Origin of the sequence: Bacillus sp. EB01 (genome assembly GCF_000613125.1) — a bacterium.
In the GTDB taxonomy this organism is placed as follows: domain Bacteria; phylum Bacillota; class Bacilli; order Bacillales; family Cytobacillaceae; genus Bacillus_D.
Map to the genome: position 1 here is coordinate 4,322,134 of NZ_HG964497.1, position 18,729 is coordinate 4,340,862.

At 42.3% G+C, this 18,729-nt stretch carries 20 protein-coding genes; 19 read left to right on the forward strand and 1 reads right to left on the reverse strand.

Going from position 1 to position 18,729, the window contains the following annotated elements; all coding sequences use genetic code 11:
- Nucleotides 1–69 precede the first annotated feature (69 nt).
- Nucleotides 70–210, reverse strand: coding sequence for a YpzI family protein (locus TY16_RS25890; RefSeq protein ID WP_081773053.1), 141 nt, complete (start codon nucleotides 208–210; stop codon nucleotides 70–72).
- 106 nt (nucleotides 211–316) lie between these two features.
- On the opposite strand from TY16_RS25890, the gene TY16_RS20195 reads away from it, so the two are divergent.
- The 19 genes from TY16_RS20195 to TY16_RS20290 all read left to right on the forward strand — a co-directional run bounded on the left by TY16_RS20195 (nucleotide 317) and on the right by TY16_RS20290 (nucleotide 18,728).
- Nucleotides 317–928, forward strand: a complete 612-nt coding sequence (locus tag TY16_RS20195) for a YphA family membrane protein (RefSeq protein ID WP_043933588.1) — start codon at nucleotides 317–319, stop codon at nucleotides 926–928.
- A complete protein-coding gene (locus TY16_RS20200) occupies nucleotides 921–1,796 on the forward strand; it encodes a YIEGIA family protein (protein ID WP_043933589.1) in 876 nt (291 codons plus the stop codon). Before TY16_RS20195 ends, TY16_RS20200 begins: the two co-directional genes overlap by 8 nt.
- A gap of 12 nt (nucleotides 1,797–1,808) precedes the next feature.
- Nucleotides 1,809–1,994 carry a capping complex subunit for YIEGIA gene (locus tag TY16_RS20205; RefSeq protein ID WP_043934870.1) on the forward strand — a complete coding sequence of 62 codons (186 nt, stop codon included), beginning with the start codon at nucleotides 1,809–1,811 and terminating at the stop codon, nucleotides 1,992–1,994.
- Between the two features lie 188 nt (nucleotides 1,995–2,182).
- Nucleotides 2,183–3,493 (forward strand): ribosome biogenesis GTPase Der, encoded by a 1,311-nt coding sequence (gene der / locus TY16_RS20210; RefSeq protein WP_043933590.1) that lies wholly within the window; start codon nucleotides 2,183–2,185, stop codon nucleotides 3,491–3,493.
- A 26-nt stretch (nucleotides 3,494–3,519) separates the two neighbouring features.
- Nucleotides 3,520–4,557, forward strand: coding sequence for an NAD(P)H-dependent glycerol-3-phosphate dehydrogenase (locus TY16_RS20215; RefSeq protein WP_442853257.1), 1,038 nt, complete (start codon nucleotides 3,520–3,522; stop codon nucleotides 4,555–4,557).
- 277 nt (nucleotides 4,558–4,834) lie between these two features.
- On the forward strand, nucleotides 4,835–5,035 hold the full coding sequence (locus TY16_RS20220; RefSeq protein ID WP_043933592.1) for a DUF2768 domain-containing protein: 201 nt from the start codon (nucleotides 4,835–4,837) through the stop codon (nucleotides 5,033–5,035).
- 27 nt (nucleotides 5,036–5,062) lie between these two features.
- Nucleotides 5,063–5,779 (forward strand): hypothetical protein, encoded by a 717-nt coding sequence (locus tag TY16_RS20225; RefSeq protein WP_043933593.1) that lies wholly within the window; start codon nucleotides 5,063–5,065, stop codon nucleotides 5,777–5,779.
- 426 nt (nucleotides 5,780–6,205) lie between these two features.
- Nucleotides 6,206–7,684, forward strand: a complete 1,479-nt coding sequence (spoIVA, locus tag TY16_RS20230; protein ID WP_043933594.1) for a stage IV sporulation protein A — start codon at nucleotides 6,206–6,208, stop codon at nucleotides 7,682–7,684.
- Between the two features lie 582 nt (nucleotides 7,685–8,266).
- The gene (locus TY16_RS20235) at nucleotides 8,267–8,539 is read left to right on the forward strand and encodes an HU family DNA-binding protein (protein WP_043933595.1); all 273 of its coding nucleotides are present in this window, start codon (nucleotides 8,267–8,269) and stop codon (nucleotides 8,537–8,539) included.
- Between the two features lie 375 nt (nucleotides 8,540–8,914).
- Nucleotides 8,915–9,481, forward strand: a complete 567-nt coding sequence (gene folE, locus TY16_RS20245) for a GTP cyclohydrolase I FolE (protein ID WP_043933597.1) — start codon at nucleotides 8,915–8,917, stop codon at nucleotides 9,479–9,481.
- A gap of 28 nt (nucleotides 9,482–9,509) precedes the next feature.
- Nucleotides 9,510–9,746: a trp RNA-binding attenuation protein MtrB gene (gene mtrB / locus TY16_RS20250; protein ID WP_043933598.1), complete on the forward strand. Its 237-nt coding sequence runs from the start codon at nucleotides 9,510–9,512 to the stop codon at nucleotides 9,744–9,746.
- Nucleotides 9,747–10,132: 386 nt separating this feature from the next.
- Complete coding sequence (locus TY16_RS20255) at nucleotides 10,133–10,921, forward strand: heptaprenyl diphosphate synthase component 1 (protein WP_043933599.1); 789 nt, start codon at nucleotides 10,133–10,135, stop codon at nucleotides 10,919–10,921.
- A gap of 4 nt (nucleotides 10,922–10,925) precedes the next feature.
- The gene (locus tag TY16_RS20260; RefSeq protein WP_043933600.1) at nucleotides 10,926–11,630 is read left to right on the forward strand and encodes a demethylmenaquinone methyltransferase; all 705 of its coding nucleotides are present in this window, start codon (nucleotides 10,926–10,928) and stop codon (nucleotides 11,628–11,630) included.
- 126 nt (nucleotides 11,631–11,756) lie between these two features.
- Nucleotides 11,757–12,719: a heptaprenyl diphosphate synthase component II gene (hepT, locus tag TY16_RS20265; RefSeq protein WP_043933601.1), complete on the forward strand. Its 963-nt coding sequence runs from the start codon at nucleotides 11,757–11,759 to the stop codon at nucleotides 12,717–12,719.
- Nucleotides 12,720–13,132: 413 nt separating this feature from the next.
- Nucleotides 13,133–13,579 (forward strand): nucleoside-diphosphate kinase, encoded by a 447-nt coding sequence (gene ndk, locus TY16_RS20270; RefSeq protein WP_043933602.1) that lies wholly within the window; start codon nucleotides 13,133–13,135, stop codon nucleotides 13,577–13,579.
- A gap of 328 nt (nucleotides 13,580–13,907) precedes the next feature.
- The gene (gene aroC / locus TY16_RS20275) at nucleotides 13,908–15,077 is read left to right on the forward strand and encodes a chorismate synthase (protein ID WP_043933603.1); all 1,170 of its coding nucleotides are present in this window, start codon (nucleotides 13,908–13,910) and stop codon (nucleotides 15,075–15,077) included.
- Nucleotides 15,077–16,150, forward strand: coding sequence for a 3-dehydroquinate synthase (gene aroB, locus TY16_RS20280; RefSeq protein ID WP_043933604.1), 1,074 nt, complete (start codon nucleotides 15,077–15,079; stop codon nucleotides 16,148–16,150). Before aroC ends, aroB begins: the two co-directional genes overlap by 1 nt.
- 355 nt (nucleotides 16,151–16,505) lie before the next feature.
- Nucleotides 16,506–17,609: a histidinol-phosphate transaminase gene (hisC, locus tag TY16_RS20285; RefSeq protein WP_043933605.1), complete on the forward strand. Its 1,104-nt coding sequence runs from the start codon at nucleotides 16,506–16,508 to the stop codon at nucleotides 17,607–17,609.
- A 12-nt stretch (nucleotides 17,610–17,621) separates the two neighbouring features.
- Nucleotides 17,622–18,728: a prephenate dehydrogenase gene (locus tag TY16_RS20290; protein WP_043933606.1), complete on the forward strand. Its 1,107-nt coding sequence runs from the start codon at nucleotides 17,622–17,624 to the stop codon at nucleotides 18,726–18,728.
- The last annotated feature ends 1 nt before the right edge of the window (nucleotide 18,729 follow it).

An 18,729-nucleotide genomic window follows, 5' to 3' on the forward strand; every position in this document is an offset into this window, starting at 1 on the left:
TTCATTTTAAAGGCCTCTGCTATCGCGGAGGCCTTTTATTTTACATCGAGTGCGTACGCTTTAAACTTTTCATTGTTTCTTGTAATTCATCTTCCTTGCTTCCTCGGGTGTTTGAAGCCCTGTAGCACCTGGGTAACCCAAATCCTGGTCTCGGTCTGATTCAACTCTGCCGCTTTCGCTCAGCTTTTTTTCCTGCCTGTCCTTTCCCATAATTCACACCTCCTTATTGTTAAAATGAATCATTAAACAAAGATTATTCTTCGGGTATGAAAGTACATAGTACCTGCCGATAATGGGAATGTTAGGAGGAGGATATATGGCAGGTCTTTTGTTTTATCTAACTGCATGGTGTCTTTGGATTTATTTAACCTTTTTTCTTGAACGTAAATCGCCTCAAAGGCTGGGCATAGCTATCGCCATTCTGACAGTCATTATTCTTGCGCCTTACCAAGTGCAGGTAATGAGCTTAAATATTAACATTGGCTCTCTGTTGCTCTTTTTCTACTCACTTTCTTTTTTAAGAGGAGAAAAAGTGTCAGACATTGCGTATTTTTATGTGTGCTCATTAATACTCTCGATTGCATACGGCGTCATTCAGATGTTTTTCCTTTTTGACCCGGTTATTTTCTTTGTTGATAAAGATATTCTTTCTGCTTTTATCATTGGAATCCTTGCAATTTTCTTAAGAAACTCGCTGGCAAAACGTTTCCTTTTAGTTTTATTTGCATCATTGCAAGGTGAATTTCTCACTTCCATTGTTCTTGTGCAGTTTGGATTTCCGTATGAGGCTGGCGGGTATGTTTTTTTGGATTATACCGCCACAGCAAGTTTACTGCTAATTTTTTGGAGTGCCTTCGAAACAACTGCTTCTATCTTAGGAACTATTTTTAAACCAATTGAAAGGGGCAATAAGCTACCTCATGACTGAATACACGTATCCCATATTGGCAGGGCTTATTGCAGGATTGATTGCCCGTCTGTACATGCTGCGGACTGACTATCGCCAGTATCCAACATATCTTCATGGTAAAATTATTCATGTTGCAGTTGGCTTCATAGCAGCTGGACTTGGGGCTGTCGTTGTTCCTTCCATTATGGAGAAAGAATTTACGGCAGTGACATTTTTAACGATTGCCGCCTCGCAATTTCGCGAAGTCAGGAATATGGAGCGGAATACACTAAGTGTGCTTGATGAGTATGAGCTCGTAAAACGTGGGAACACGTATATAGAGGGAATTGCGGTTGCGTTTGAAAGCCGCAATTACTTGGTGATCCTCACTTCCTTTGCCGTAACGTTTGCATACTTGTGGATAAATTTAGTTGGTGCAATTATTGCTGCCATAATTGCGCTTATTGTGGTAAAGTTCCTGATGTCGGGGGGGACTATTGAAAAAATAGCCGATATCGAATATGTACAGCCCCGATTTGAAGGCCCTGGTTTATATGTTGATACGGTTTATATCATGAATATTGGTCTTCCTGCTCGCAGGCAGGAAATACTTGAGAATGGAATGGGTTTTATTTTAAAACCGAAAAATGCCAACTCGAAAATTACTTTGTCTAATTTAGGTCAACGGCAGGCAATTCTCCATGATGTCTCGACTGCTCTTGGGATTTATAGGGATTCAGGTACTCCGGCGCTCGTCCCTTTGGCAAAAAGGGATCTCAAGGATGGACGCCTAGCAGTTTTTGTCCTTCCCCAAGAAAGGGACAAACAAAAAGCAATTGATATTATTGGAGCGGTTCCAACGCTTGAGAATGCCATTCGGATGCCTTCGAAAAAATTACAAGAGTAGTGAGGGATGATTGTGAGCCTTGAAAAGTTCATATTAGCTGTGGTGACCACCAATCCTGCTAAAGTGTCCGGAGGAGCAAGTGTTTTTCATTGTTCGGGGAAAGAGGAAATGGATACCCTGACAGCGAACCTCGAAGCGATCCTTGATGGAATAGCTCATGCACTGGGTGAAGAGTTATATATTATTGTAAAGCACTGACTCTACAATAGTTTTAATTGCGCGGACGGACGAACATTGGTACTATAATGAAGAGTTAAGCCCTTCCTATGAAGGGTTTATTTTGGTAAAATACAATTTTTATACTTGTGTTTTAGACGTTTTGGTTTTTGCGGTAACCGGAAATAGGCAGATGCCTGTTTTTAGAATGTAAATTAAGGGTGAGTTGAATGGTAAAACCAACAATTGCAATTGTCGGACGGCCGAACGTAGGCAAATCAACGATTTTCAATAGAATAGTCGGAGAAAGAGTCTCTATTGTAGAGGATATTCCAGGCGTGACCAGGGATCGCCTTTATAGTTCTGCAGAATGGCTTGCACATGATTTCAATATTATTGATACAGGTGGCATAGATATCGGCGATGAACCCTTCCTTGAGCAAATCCGCCAGCAGGCCGAAATTGCTATTGAAGAAGCAGATGTCATTATTTTTATTGTGAACGGCCGTGAAGGCGTTACAGCTGCCGACGAAGAAGTGGCAAAAATACTTTACAAAACGAAAAAGCCAGTTGTTCTTGCAGTAAATAAAATCGATAATCCGGAAATGAGAGCGGAGATTTACGATTTTTATGCACTTGGCTTTGGCGAGCCTTTTCCAATTTCAGGCTCTCATGGTCTTGGTCTGGGTGACCTGCTTGATGAAGCTGCAAAACATTTTCCGAAAGTTGAGGAAGCAGATTTTCCTGAAGATGCTATTAAATTCAGCTTAATCGGGCGTCCGAATGTCGGAAAGTCTTCCCTGGTCAATGCCTTGCTAGGGGAAGAGCGGGTCATTGTCAGTGATATTGCCGGGACAACCCGTGATGCAATTGACTCTTTGTATGAATTTGATGGACAGGAATATGTCATCATCGATACAGCAGGGATGAGAAAAAGAGGCAAGGTATATGAAAGCACTGAAAAATATAGTGTACTCCGTGCACTAAGGGCGATTGAACGGTCAGATGTTGTCCTAGTGGTATTAAATGCCGAAGAAGGTATTCAGGAACAGGATAAGAATATTGCGGGGTATGCCCATGAAGCGGGTAGAGCGGTGGTTTTAGTCGTAAATAAATGGGATGCCATTGAAAAAGATGAGAAAACCATGAAAGAGTTTGAACTCAAAATTAAGGACCATTTCAAATTTCTTGACTATGCTCCAATTGTCTTTTTATCTGCTAAAACAAAGAAAAGGGTTCATTCGCTGTTACCTGTAATCAACATGGCAAGTGAAAATCATTCGATGAGGGTGCAAACGAACGTACTGAACGACATCATAACAGATGCTGTTGCCATGAATCCTACTCCAACTGATAAAGGGCGCAGGTTAAAAATTTACTATACGACTCAGGTAGCCGTTAAGCCGCCTACATTTGTCGTTTTTGTAAATGACCCTGAAATGATGCACTTTTCTTATCAACGTTTCCTCGAGAACAGAATCCGTGACGCATTCGGCTTTGAAGGCACACCTATCAAAATATTTGCAAGAGAAAGAAAATAAAGTAAAGGTAGTGATTTTTTATGCACATGCAGAGTGGGGAAATCGCTGTATTAGGTGCTGGCAGTTGGGGAACAGCACTTGCAATCGTGCTTGCTGATAACGGGCATAACGTAAAATTATGGAGCCACAACCCTGACCAAGTACAGGAAATTAATGAATCAAGGACAAATGCAAAATATTTGCCTGGAATCGAAATACCAGCCTTGATCGAAGCTGTGTCTTCCATAAGTGATGCACTACAGGGCACTGATACCGTTGTTTTAGCCGTACCGACAAAAGCAATAAGAGAAGTTGTTGGCAAAATGAAATCGGTACAAGACTCGCCCGTTACGGTTGTACATGTGAGTAAAGGAATTGAGCCGGATTCCCTGCTTCGGATTTCGGAAATGATCCAAGAGGAAATGCCATCTGAATCTGTAAAAGCAATTGTTGTGTTATCAGGACCTAGTCATGCGGAGGAAGTTAGCTTAAGGCACCCGACAACGGTCACTGTTTCTTCAGAGAATATGGAAGAGGCAGAGCGGATACAAGATTTGTTTATCAACCAAAACTTCAGAGTTTATACCAATCCAGATGTTATCGGTGTTGAAATTGGCGGTGCTTTGAAAAATATTATAGCCTTAGCTGCAGGAATTACAGATGGGCTTGGTTTTGGGGATAATGCCAAAGCAGCGTTAATGACTAGGGGGCTAGCTGAAATAGCCAGGCTTGGCACGAAAATGGGAGCCAATCCATTAACATTTTCGGGGCTGGCCGGTATCGGTGACTTAATCGTAACCTGCACAAGTGTCCATTCAAGGAACTGGCGAGCTGGAAACATGCTAGGCAAAGGGCAAACTCTTGAAGATGTACTTAACAACATGGGAATGGTTGTTGAGGGGGTACGGACAACTAAGGCTGCGCACCAGCTTGCTGCGAAATATGAAGTTGAGATGCCGATTGCCGATACATTATATAAAGTGCTATTTGAAGGGCTTCCTGCCAAGGATGCGGCTGATTTGTTGATGGCCCGCAACAGGACACACGAGATGGAAGATTTGACGAATATCTTAAATGACAATTAATTTAGGTCTATAATTATTTAAACATGGGCTTTTTAGAGATGCATTTATTTTTCTGTCTGCATACAATGCAACGAAACATTTTAGTAAGGTGAATTGTTGTTTGGGTATAGTCGTACCATAATTGAGCAAGGACTCGCCCCCCTTGCTCTTTTTTTATACTTAAATATGTTCTTAGTTGAGAATTGATCCTGTGAGCAGCAGATTAGGAAAGTAATAGTTGTTCCCGCGGGAAGAACGCTGTGATATAATATTGCTTTGTAAAAGGGGGGGGATATGTTTGTCACCAGCATTGATGAAAATGTGGATTTCGTTTGTTGGAATGGGCCTAATGGCTATTTCTTTGCTTACAATCTACCTAAGCAGATTTAAATTAAAAGGCGTTCTTCGTTTAATAACAGCAGTAATAGCTTATGGGCTGATGGTGCTTTCCGGCATTATTATCTTCCTGGTCGTCATGAGCGGGCCGACAAGTGAATAGAACTACATAATCCAAAGGATTGATTACATGCTAAACAAATTGAAATTTTCGCTATCGGTTTTTCTTATTGTAACCCTTTCCGGCTGCATGTATCCAAGTGAGGATCTTGCACAAAACCAAATTCCATATAAAGAACAGATTGATTCTGTTCAGTCTGCGGTTGATCGCTTTCAAGAAGATAATGGGGGTATTCTTCCAATTAAAACGAAGGATATGGAAACGCCTATCTATGAAAAATATTTGATTGACTTTAACAAAATAGCTCCTAGATATATTGAATCACCACCAGGTAATGCCTTTGAGAGCGGAGGTATTTTCCAATACGTATTAATTGATGTAGAAACCAACCCGACCGTAAAGCTTCTGGATTTGAGAATTGCCGACAAGATAAGGGAAATAAAAATTCGTATAAGCGCAAGTGGCTTTCCTCCTTACAAAGACAAGATAGCCCCAAATGTTTATACATTGAATTTTAAAGAGCTTGGCTACAAAGAGGATCAATTTGCAATTAGCCCATTTACACAACAAAATTTACCGTTTGTAGTAAATGGGGAAGCTGAAGTATACGTCGATTATCGCAGTGATATTTACCAGGCTCTAAAAGAGTCAGACAAAAACTTTAAAAAGGGCGAAGACATACGGAGCATTCTTACAGATAACTCTATGTTCGTTCCTGCCTACTCATTACCATATACGATTGATGATAAGGGAGAGCCTGTTTTTATCCAGAACAAAGGACAGTAAGCCCGTTGGCACAAGCTTCTGAGTTAAAAAGCTAATGCTTAATACCCGTTTAAAAGTTAGGGATTCATGCCTTAGAAAAATCAATTTTGGTTGCTTGCGGCTAACAATCGGTGAGAAAGATAAAGATTTGCTATCTCAAAAACTAGCAATCAATCAATTGCAAATGGTAAAAATTCATAAACGAAAGTCATAACCCTTTTTCTGTGAAATATATTTACAGGAGAAGGGTTTTTTTTCATTATGTTTGCTTCCCTTGCTGGGGTTAAGACCGGTTTATTCCGGAATAATGGGTTTTCCGGAACAGGAGGTAAAAATAAATAGCAAAACTAGCATAAAAGGATAGGACAACGTCATAAACATATACTGTCCAAAATTACCTAAATGGATACTATTATCCCACTAACTCTAAGATCGGGAGGGGATCTCTTGGAAAGGGTAGATATTTTTAAAGATATTGCTGAACGTACAGGCGGCGATATTTATCTGGGGGTTGTTGGGGCTGTCCGCACCGGCAAATCCACATTTATCAAAAAGTTTATGGAACTCGTAGTACTGCCAAATATGGCAAATGAGGCGGACCGGGCTAGAACGCAGGATGAGTTGCCGCAAAGTGCAGCGGGCAAGACAATCATGACTACTGAGCCAAAATTCGTCCCAAATCAGGCCGCAACAGTGTTTGTCGACGAGGGGCTTGAGGTAAATATCCGTCTGGTAGATTGTGTTGGCTACACAGTCCCAGGCGCAAAAGGGTATGAGGACGAAAATGGTCCGAGGATGATAACCACACCATGGTATGAAGAACCTATCCCGTTCCATGAGGCTGCTGAAATCGGAACGAGAAAAGTCATCCAGGAACATTCGACAATCGGGGTTGTTATCACAACGGATGGGACGATTGGGGAAATTCCGCGCAGCTCCTACCTGGAAGCTGAGGAACGAGTTATTAATGAGCTTAAAGAGGTTGGCAAGCCGTTCATTATGGTGGTAAATAGTGCCCAGCCGCATCATCCGAATACGGAAGCACTTCGAGTCAGCCTTGCTGAAAAGTATGATATTCCAGTACTCGCTATGAGTGTTGAAGGTATGCGGGAAGGAGACGTACTCAATGTACTGAGAGAAGCGCTTTATGAATTCCCGGTCATTGAAGTAAATGTTAACCTTCCAAGCTGGGTTATGGTACTCAGGGAAAATCATTGGCTTCGTCAAAGCTATCAGGAAGCTGTTAGGGAAACGGTTAAGGATATTAAAAGATTAAGAGACGTTGACCGTGTTGTAACCCAATTCAGTGATTTTGAATTCATTGAAAGGGCGGGACTTGCCGGGATTGAAATGGGCCAGGGTGTCGCAGAGATCGATTTATTTGCACCTGATGAACTTTACGACGAAATCCTGAAGGAAATAGTCGGAGTGGAGATCAGGGGCAAGGATCACCTGCTTGAGTTAATGCAGGAGTTTGCACATGCGAAAGCAGAATATGACCATATTTCCGATGCACTTAAAATGGTCAAACAAACAGGGTATGGAATTGCTTCTCCTTCATTGGCGGATATGAGCCTCGAAGAGCCAGAAATTATCAGGCAGGGTGCCAGGTTTGGAGTCAGGCTGAAAGCCGTTGCCCCATCCATTCATATGCTAAAGGTAGATGTTGAATCAGAATTTGCCCCAATTATCGGGACAGAAAAACAAAGCGAAGAATTGGTTCGTTACCTCATGCAGGATTTCGAGGACGATCCGCTTTCTATCTGGAATTCAGATATTTTTGGCAGAAGCCTCAGCTCCATTGTGAGGGAAGGTATCCAGGCGAAAATTTCGCTTATGCCAGAGAACGCCCGCTATAAGTTAAAAGAAACACTGGAGCGCATTATTAACGAAGGATCAGGCGGTCTGATTGCGATCATACTCTAACAATTAAATATATGCTTCGGTATGGGCTCCTTTATGGGGCCTTTTCTTTTTTTTGGCTATCCTCAGATTACTACCTCTTTGTGGAATGTAAAAGGTTTAGCCTGAGAGTAGGCGAGGGGGTGAATATTGGTTAACTCGCTATAAATAGCGAAAATTCCACAGCGATATTTATTGAAATAAGATTAAAACTTGAGACGAAGGGGAATGAAGAGTGTGGAGAGCCCCGCTTCTGAATGTTAAAAACGGATATTTTTCGCGAATTTCTTTGATTTTCGACAATTTAGAGGAAAATTCGTCTTTTATATGAAAAGATTTCCACTATTTACAGGAATAATCTTGATATGCTGTTTTTAATGTGATAATCTACTAACAGAATTATCCTCATGAAGCACAAAGCTTAATTTCATTGGGTTTCTTTCAACTTTTTAAGTAAAAATGATTGAAATCCAGCGAGGCTTCATTTATGATAAGCCTTGTCAATAAAATACGAGCATACGTATAGAATTGATGAAATTTGTTTAGAAATGTAGATAAGTATTCTTATCTGCTACTGGGCAAATCATTTGGGAGGAGGTGAATGGCATGAACAAGACAGAACTAATCAATGCAGTAGCTGAGGCTAGCGAACTTTCTAGGAAGGAAGCAACTAAAGCTGTTGATGCTGTGTTTGATTCCATTTTGGATGCTTTGAAAAATGGTGATAAGGTTTCCCTAATCGGTTTTGGTAACTTTGAAGTTCGTGAGCGTTCCGCTCGTAAAGGCCGCAACCCGCAAACTGGCGAAGAAATCGAAATCGCTGCTAGCAAAGTTCCAGCTTTCAAACCAGGTAAACAACTCAAAGACGCAGTGAAATAATTACATATTAATGTGCTTTGAGCGCAAAAAGGCCATGGAGAAATCCATGGCCTTTTTCATGTTTAAGGAAATTATAAATTTCGCGACTGTGGAACTTTTTTTACTGAGCGTATCTATGTCTAGCTCCACAAGGAACGCTTCGGCAGCATAATCATCGCACGAAATTACGCAATAGCTCACTGGAGGAGCGCCTACGCGTGCGCAAACTTCAGGCCTTCTCCCTACGATAAGTCACGCACAAATGCGCTAGCGCTTTTCGTCTTCTGATGAGTTTTCCCTGGTTAACGGAAGGGTAGAAACATATCGTTTTGCCTGAGATTAAAGGGTTATGCTAATATGAAGAAGACTTGCTAGATTACATAGGGGGATACATACATGTCTGAAGTAGATAAAGCCCGGATTGAGGAAGCGGTTAGAACAATTCTTGAAGCAATTGGTGAGGATCCGGACCGGGAAGGGCTGCTGGATACACCAAAGCGCGTTGCAAAAATGTACGAAGAGGTTTTTAGCGGGATGCATCAGGACCCGAGAGAATATTTTGAAACCATTTTCGGGGAAGAACATGAAGAGTTGGTCCTCGTTAAAGATATACCATTTTACTCAATGTGCGAACATCATCTTGTCCCCTTTTTCGGAAAGGCGCATGTGGCTTACATTCCAAGAAATGGGCGTGTTACTGGACTAAGCAAATTGGCGAGAGCCGTAGAAGCTGTTGCAAAAAGGCCTCAGCTACAGGAGCGAATTACATCTGAGGTTGCAAATAGTATCATGCAAACACTTAAGCCGTATGGGGTAATGGTTGTTGTTGAAGCTGAGCATATGTGCATGACGATGCGAGGAGTTAAAAAGCCGGGCTCCAAGACAGTTACTTCTGCTGTAAGGGGTATTTTTAACGAAAATGCAATCGCCAGATCTGAAGTCTTGTCTTTGATTAAAGAATAATCCAATACATTTTTGTGGAGGCGGGAGCATGGAAAAAAAGACACAGCAGGCAGGAGATTTTGTGGTAATTAAAGCAATTGATGACGGGGTTAGTGTGATTGGTTTAACTAGAGGAACTGACACGAAATTTCATCATTCTGAAAAACTGGACAGGGGAGAGGTCCTGGTTGCCCAGTTTACTGAGCATACTTCAGCAATCAAAGTAAGGGGTAATGCAAAAATCCTCACAGCTTTTGGGGAAATTGAGAGTGAAGCAAAAAAATAAGTGTCAGATGGAACGGATGTCTTCCCGTTCTTTTTGTTTGGAGCTTATTAATTGGTGAATTTGTCACAATCTACTTTAGGATAACTTAACCATTTCAAAGAGCGATTACTTCAGTATGCCTTCACAAATGATTAAAGTGCGTCTGAGAAAGTTCAGTCAACTGATGTGAAATTATAACTAATTAAAGATTATATTGATGGTAATCTGAAATTTCGACAATTTTCATGGGTCGCGTTTTAATATTTTGTGAAACCTACCCATAAGGAAAATAATTTATGATATAATGATGTCTGCTATGTTTAGGGAAAAATAAAGATACAGCTTAAGAAAGTGCTGCCCGAAAATGGACAGGCACAACAGCTCAAGATGTACCCGGGGTGATAAAAGTGCATGACCATACTATTATAAAAAAAGTCAGTGAGGTTAAGGCCCTGATTGAACAGAAGGTGCTTCATCCTTATTTGCTTCAGCATATTGAAGTTCCTGTCATCGACGAAGATAAGCTATTGCTGCTAGTTTCTAGAATGGAAGGGCTAGGTCTTTCCCACAAGGAACAAATGAATTATGCACTAACAGCGATGCTTGTTCAAATCGCCCTGGATACTCATGAACATGTTACAAATAAAAAGGTCTTGTTCGATTTAAAGGAACGTCAGTTGACTGTTCTCGCTGGAGATTATTATAGCGGGCTTTATTATAAACATCTTGCGGAGTCCGACGATATCCTGATGATTCGTGCACTCGCCAATGGTATAAAAGAAGTAAACGAAAACAAAATCCTTTTTTATCAAAAGGATTTTCCATCAATGGATCATCTTTTAACTAGTGTAATGAATATTGAAGCTTCCCTTCTTGCGCGTTTTTCAGATTATTTCGGCGGAAGTCCATGGAAGCCGTTTGCAGAAGGTTTCCTGCTTTTGAAAAGACTGCTTACTGAACGGAAATTGTATAGCGAGAAGGGGTTCAGTCCATTTTTTGAAGCAATGGAAACACTACCATCTCCTGAACCTGGCGTATCTTTCCTGGAAAGGCTTGATAGAGGAATTGCTGGTCTGGCGACAGATGTTAAAGCTAGAGCCAAGTCATTAACTGATATGAATGCAGTTTTGCAAACCAGGCTGGATGAGTTGGCAGCCGATATAAGCCAGTTGAAAATTTTTGTGGAAGAAGGGTAGCTGCATGGCACGCTCAAAAGAAGAACGGGTGCACTCCGTATTTGAAAGCATTTCCGACAACTATGATAAAATGAATTCCGTGATCAGCTTCAAAATGCATCTTGCATGGAGGAAGGACACGATGAAGCGGATGAATGTCCAGCCAGGTTCAAAAGCCTTGGATGTTTGCTGCGGAACGGCTGATTGGAGCGTTGCTCTTGCGGAAGCGGTAGGTAAAGAAGGACATGTGACAGGTCTGGACTTTAGCAAAAATATGCTAAAAATCGGCCAAAAGAAAATCAAAGAACTAAACCTATCAAATGTGGATCTCATCCATGGCAATGCTATGGAATTGCCGTTTCCGGATAATAGCTTTGATTATGTGACAATCGGATTTGGACTTAGGAATGTTCCTGATTATTTGCAGGTTCTGAGTGAGATGCGCAGGGTCCTTAAGCCCGGTGGGGTAGCGGTCTGCCTTGAAACTTCCCAGCCGACCATGCCGGTTTACAGGCAGCTATATTTCTTTTATTTCAGGTACATAATGCCGGTATTTGGGAAACTATTCGCAAAGAGTTATGAAGAATACTCCTGGCTTCAGGAGTCAGCCAGGGACTTCCCGGGCATGAAAGAACTGGCTAGAATGTTTGAAAAAGCCGGTTTTGCAAAAGTAACGTATAAAGCATATAGCGGCGGAGCGGCAGCAGTCCATTTTGGATACAAGGATTAAATTATTGGGAAGTTGTCCCACGTTAATCCCACATATATGCACAGAGTTTTAAGGCGGAAATCTTACTGCCCCGTTAATGCAGGAATGTATGATTTCCGCCAGTATTAGGAAAAGCAGGGTGATGCAATGAAATTAAAAATGATGACCTCATTTTTAAACTCCGACCTTACATTGATTGAAAAAACGCTAGAAGATACAATACAGGCGGATTCCATGCTGTTACGGCAAGCTTCGCTGCATACCCTGCAGGCGGGTGGAAAACGGATCCGCCCTGTTTTTGTTTTGCTGGCTGCTAAATTCGGGAACTATGAAATTGACCGGATTAAAAATGTAGCCGTTTCCTTAGAGCTTATCCACATGGCTTCCCTGGTACACGATGATGTTATTGATGATGCAGAGATGCGCAGAGGACAGCCAACAATTAAGGCGAAATGGGACAATCGGATTGCGATGTATACAGGCGATTATATCCTCGCTCTTTCGCTTGAAGTAATGACCAATATTCATAATGCTAGTGCCCATAAGATACTTGCGAATACCATTGTTGAAGTTTGTGTTGGAGAAATTCAGCAGATTGAAGATAAATATCGCTTTAATCAAACGATGAGGGATTATTTCAGGCGGATTAAGCGGAAAACCGCACTGCTGATAGCGGTAAGCTGTGAGCTTGGAGCCATTGCGGCTGACGCAGATAGAAAAATCAGCAGGAAATTATACCTTTTTGGATATTATGTTGGAATGTCCTATCAGATAATTGATGACATCCTAGATTTCACAGGAACCGAAAAGGAACTGGGAAAGCCTGCTGGAGGAGATTTGCTGCAGGGCAATATCACTGCCCCTGTCCTTTATGCGATGGAGGATCCTGCTCTTAGGGAAAGGATTGTTCAAGTAAGCGAGCATACTAACCCAGAAGAAATGAAGGAAATTATTGAACTGATCAAGGATTCTAGTGCTATAGAAAAATCATTTGCGCTAAGCAATCGTTATCTTGAGAAAGCTCTCTCTATCCTGGAAACTTTGCCGCAAAACAAGGCGAAGAAAACTCTGTATGATATTGCGAAATATATTGGAAAACGAAAATACTAAAATGCGCCCTATAAGGGCGTTTTTTATTTGTCATGTTATAGGATATTATTTTTCTAAGCATTGTTGTTTGGGCCGCACCCAGACAGGGTCCCAAGGCCGCAAAACGTGGAAAGCAAAGCGCATCTTACCTCGAGCCAGGCAAAGAGCCGCCTGTCTCTGCGATGTTAATTCAAGGATGCTTTCCTTTGTGTCACTGCTATTTTAGGAGCTCCCTTTGTTCAACGGAAATCAACAACGTTGTTTCATAGCCATGAAAAAACATACATCCTAACTTGAAAAAACTGGATTGCATCACATATGACAATAGGCCTTTCCGTTCAACCTTGCGAAATTTTCTAAACAATGTTACTATTTTCGTGGATTGCCATAATATGCAATCATCAATACATACATACTTGTTTAGGAGTGGAAAAATGGAAAAGACATTTTTAATGGTCAAGCCCGATGGAGTTCAACGCGGCGTAATCGGAGAAATCGTTGCACGTTTTGAGAAAAAAGGATTTCAACTTGCCGGAGCTAAATTAATGAGCATTCCGCGCGAAATTGCGGAGGAGCATTACGGGGAGCATAAAGAACGCCCATTCTTCGGTGAGCTTGTAGATTTTATTACATCAGGACCTGTATTCGCCATGGTATGGCAGGGGGAAAATGTAATTGGAACCGCACGCCAGATGATGGGCAGTACGAATCCAAAAGATGCCGCTCCTGGCACAATTCGCGGTGATTTCGGCCTTACTGTTGGAAAGAACATCATCCACGGTTCGGATTCACCAGCCAGCGCTGAAAGAGAAATCGGCATTTTCTTCAAGGAAGAAGAACTTGTTCAGTACACAAAATTAATTAATGAGTGGGTATACTAAGCTCAGGGGGCACTTTCCATTGCGAAGTGCCCTTTTTGTATCCGCTTTCAGAATAAAAGCGCAAGTGCCTTGAACATCGCCGTACAAAATGGAGGGGCTTCGACTGAGATAAAGGAATCACGAAGAGCGATAGCGATTCGATGATGACTTATCGTAGGGAGGAGACCTGAAGTTTGCTAGGCGATAGGCGCTGGAGCTAGAGGTAGACAAATTACAAACTTGTAGACTCTGATAGCCTCTAAACAACCTTTGTCAGAGTGCTTCCCTTGGCGGAGTTCACTGGTATGGGTATAATAAGCAATAATATATGGAGAAGGGGAAATGGAAGATGAGATACATGACAGCAGGCGAATCGCATGGACCACAATTGACAGTGATTATTGAAGGCGTACCAGCAGGATTGCCTATTACCGCTGAACAAATCAATAAAGAACTTGCCCGCAGACAAAAGGGTCATGGCCGGGGAAGACGGATGCAAATTGAAAAGGATACTGTTGAAATTGCTGGCGGGGTCCGCCATGGAAAGACTCTTGGTTCCCCAATTGCATTGATTATAAAAAATGATGATTGGAAGCATTGGACTGCCATTATGGGGTCGGAACCTATTGATGAAGATGCTGAAGCAGGCATGAAAAGGAAAATATCAAGGCCGCGTCCAGGCCATGCCGATTTAAACGGTGCCATTAAGTATGGGCATAGGGATATTCGGAATGTCCTTGAACGATCCTCTGCCCGGGAAACCGCAGCAAGGGTTGCTGCTGGTGCGGTAGCAAAGGCCCTTCTATCCGGAGCTGGCATTGAAATCGGCTCCCATGTTGTTGAAATTGGGGGAATTAAAGCTGAAAGCAGCCCAATGGGTGTGAAGGAGATACAAGTCAAAAGTGAAAACTCACCAGTTCGCTGTCTCGATCCTAATGCAGAGGGCTTAATGATGGACGCTATTGATCAAGCAAAAGAAAATGGGGATTCTATTGGCGGCGTTGTTGAAGTTATCGCAGAGGGAATGCCAGCGGGAGTAGGCAGTTATGTCCATTATGACCGAAAGCTGGATTCGAAAATAGCAGGTGCAATGATCAGCATAAATGCTTTCAAAGGTGTTGAATTTGGAATTGGTTTCAAAGCGGCAACTATACCTGGCTCCCAGGTGCATGATGAAATTCTTTGGACCGAGGAAAATGGCTATACACGCAGAACCAATCGGCTTGGAGGATTTGAAGGCGGAATGTCGACTGGGATGCCCGTAGTGGTTCGTGGGGTTATGAAGCCGATTCCAACGCTTTATAAGCCGCTTCAAAGTGTTGACATTGAGACGAAGGAGCCATTCACCGCCAGTATTGAGCGTTCAGACAGCTGTGCTGTACCCGCCGCGGCAGTCGTAGCTGAAAGTGTCGTTGCATGGGAACTTGCTTCTGCACTTGTCGAACAGTTCCAATCCGACAGGTTTGATTTATTCTTGGAGAATATGAAAGCCTACCGGGAATCATCGAGGCTGTTTTAATGGAAACCATTTACATCAGTACAGGCGACAAACAATATCCAGTTATCATTGGCCAAAATGCAATAGCTGAATTGAAGCCTTTCCTGCAAGAAAAGTTTTCTGGTCTTACTAAGCTACTGGTTATTACAGATGCCAATGTTGCTCCCCTATATTTAAAAACGCTTCTTGATAGGTTACAGAATTACCCTGTCTCTGTCTTTACTGCTCCCGGCGGTGAAAAGGGGAAGACGATAGAGACATATTATAAAGGGATGACAGCAGCACTTGAAGCCGGGCTTGACAGGAAATCACTCATACTTGCCCTTGGCGGGGGAGCTGTTGGGGACCTGGCAGGTTTCATCGCTGCGACTTTTATGAGAGGAATAGCTTTTATCCAACTGCCAACAACAATCCTGGCACATGATAGTTCAGTCGGCGGGAAGACAGGGATTAACCATCATATTGGTAAAAACCTAATCGGCGCCTTTCATCAGCCCGTTGCGGTATTTTATGATATGTCTTTCCTTAAAAGTCTCCCGGAACATGAGATGCGCTCAGGATTCGCAGAGCTTATTAAGCACGCCCTTATTGGCAATCAGGATCTCTATCAATGGTTAAAATCAACGATTAAAGACCTCTCACAAATAACGGCAGACCAATACGAAATCATGCTTGCAAAAGGAATAAAAGTTAAGGCAGATGTTGTATCGGAAGATGAACGTGAACAGGGAATTAGAGCATACCTTAATTTTGGGCATACCCTTGGCCATGCAATTGAGGCAGAGGTTGGATTTGGCCAAATAACTCATGGAGAAGCGGTCATGCATGGGATGCTTTTTGCCTTGAAATTGAGTCAGGTTAAAAGCGGGCTTCAGTTTGATACGGAGGAGTTTATTACTTGGATAAGCAGACTTGGATATCAAACAAGACTTCCAGAAGGGCTTACTATGGATGGCTTAATTTTAAAAATGAAAAAAGACAAGAAGGCAGTAGGTGGGCGTCTTCGCTTTGTATTATTGAAAAAGCTAGGTGAACCAATCCTTAGCGAACTTGATACCGAATTCCTTCAACAGGAGCTGAAGCTTCTACTTTAATAGCTGTGTTAATGGATCTTTTTGATTTATTAGCATTGTTGATTGTAGCGGAAGGCGCGAAGGACTCGTTCGAAAATGCAAAAAACGCATTTTCTCCTGCGGTGCTTTTTCAGGGACGATTATTCAACGTCCTGTGGGAGTAGCGGGACAGGTGAGACCCCGCAGGAGCAAAGGACGAGGAGGCTCACCGCCAGCCCCACGGAAAGCGAAGCGCAGGAGCGGAAATCAACATACTTGTATAATAAAATAAAAAATTATAAAAACACTGACTTTCCGTTTTCGCTGTGTTACAATTAAAAAATAAATCAAAATACTTTATCATGGTAATGCGTCTAAGTATAAAAGAGGTGGAAGTATGCGGTGGAAAGAGCAGATGCTTTCCTTAAAGCCTTATCAGCCAGGAAAGTCAATAAAATCAGTAAAAGAAGAATATGGTTTACAGTCAATTGTGAAACTTGCCTCAAATGAAAACCCATTTGGCTATTCGAATCAGGTTGCTGAAGCCTTAAAAGAATATCAACTTTCATTGGAAATTTACCCTGATGGCTATGCGGGAGAGCTTCGTTCAGCACTAGCGGAAAAACTCGGTGTTAACGATTCCCAACTTATTTTTGGGAATGGTTCCGATGAACTCATCCAAATTATTTCAAGGGCACTGCTTTATCCGGGAGCAAATACAGTCATGGCTGCGCCAACATTCCCACAGTATCGCCACAATGCCATCCTTGAGGGTGCAGAAATACGTGAAGTTCCGCTTGTGAATGGAGAACATGATTTGGATGGGATGCTGAAAGCAATAGACGAAGAAACAAATGTTCTCTGGCTCTGCAGCCCGAACAATCCAACAGGAACTTATATTCCCGAGATTGAACTACTTGCTTTTTTGGAAAAAGTGCCTCCACATGTGCTAGTGGTACTTGATGAAGCCTATTACGAATATGTCGTAGCAAGTGATTTCCATGATTCGGTTGCAATTGTCAATCGCTTTCCTAATGTTATTGCATTAAGGACTTTTTCAAAAATATATGGTCTTTCAGGCCTTCGGGTAGGCTATGGGATCGCAGATGAATCCATTATCCAGGCATTAGAACCTGCGCGTGAACCTTTCAATACAAATTCACTTGGCCAGTTTGCCGCCAGTGTCGCACTAAAGGACCAGGATTTCATTCGTACCTGCCGTGAAAAGAATAGACAAGGGTTAGAGATGTTTTACAGGTTTTGTGAAAAATGGGATCTGGAATATTATCCTTCACAGGGAAACTTCATACTTGTAAATGTCCATCAGGATGCAAACCGTGTGTTTCAATACTTGCTTGAACGCGGATTCATTGTCCGTTCCGGAGCTGCATTGGGATTCCCTGAGAGTGTAAGGATTACTGTTGGATCTCAGGAACAGATTGAGGGAATCATCAATGTTTTTGGAGCATTCCTTGAAAAAGAAAGCCAGGCTAAAGTATAGGGGAGTGCGGACGTGAACGGAAAGGTTTTTATAATCGGACTAGGGTTGATAGGTGGATCTTTGGGCCTTTGTATAAAGAAGGCCCATCCGGCCTCAACCGTAATTGGGTATGATATCAGGAGCAGGCAGGCCAATCTGGCAGAAATGCTTGGACCAGTCGATAAAGCCGTTGGAACCATCCGGGAAGGCGCGGAAGAAGCTGATTTAATCATCATTTCAGCGCCGGTAAGGGAGACTGAGAGGATTCTGCAGGAATTGACTACCTGCAATCTTAAAGACACAGCCATTGTCACTGATACGGGGAGTACGAAGGATAAAATTTTTCAAATATCCGAACCGTTAAGGAAGCAGGGGATTTCGTTCATCGGTGGCCATCCGATGGCTGGGTCACACAAGAGCGGAATTACGGCTGCAAAAGAAAATTTATTTGAAAATGCATTTTACATATTATCACCAGATAAGGAAGAAAAGTCTGAGAACGTTTCATCCTTGAAAAATTGGCTAGTTGGAACGAACGCAAAATTTCTGGAACTTCCACCGGGCGAGCACGATTTTCTTGCTGGTGTGATTAGCCACTTTCCTCATATTATTGCCGCCTCGATTGTCCACCAGACAGAAAAGCTTTCTGGTGACCATCCACTTCTGCCGAGGCTGGCGGCTGGAGGTTTCAAGGACATTACAAGGATAGCTTCAAGCAGTCCCGAAATGTGGAGGGATATTCTTCTTCACAATAAAGAAACTCTTGTTTCACTGCTTGATATGTGGACCAAGGAAATGGATTCTGTTAAATCCTTGCTAATCGATTCAAATGAAGAGGCGATTGCTGCTTATTTTTCTGATGCAAAAACGTTCCGTGATGCCCTTCCAGTAAATAAGAAAGGTGCAATTCCGGCATTTTATGATTTGTTCGTCGATATTCCCGACTATCCCGGGGTTGTTTCGGAAGTTACTGGCTATCTTGCAAAAGAAAATATAAGCATAACAAATATTCGAATCATTGAAACTCGTGAAGAAATATACGGTGTTCTAGTAATCAGCTTCCAGACAGCTCATGATAGGGAGAAAGCTGTGAAGTGCATACAGACATATACAACCTTTCCATTGGAATACGAAATTTAGA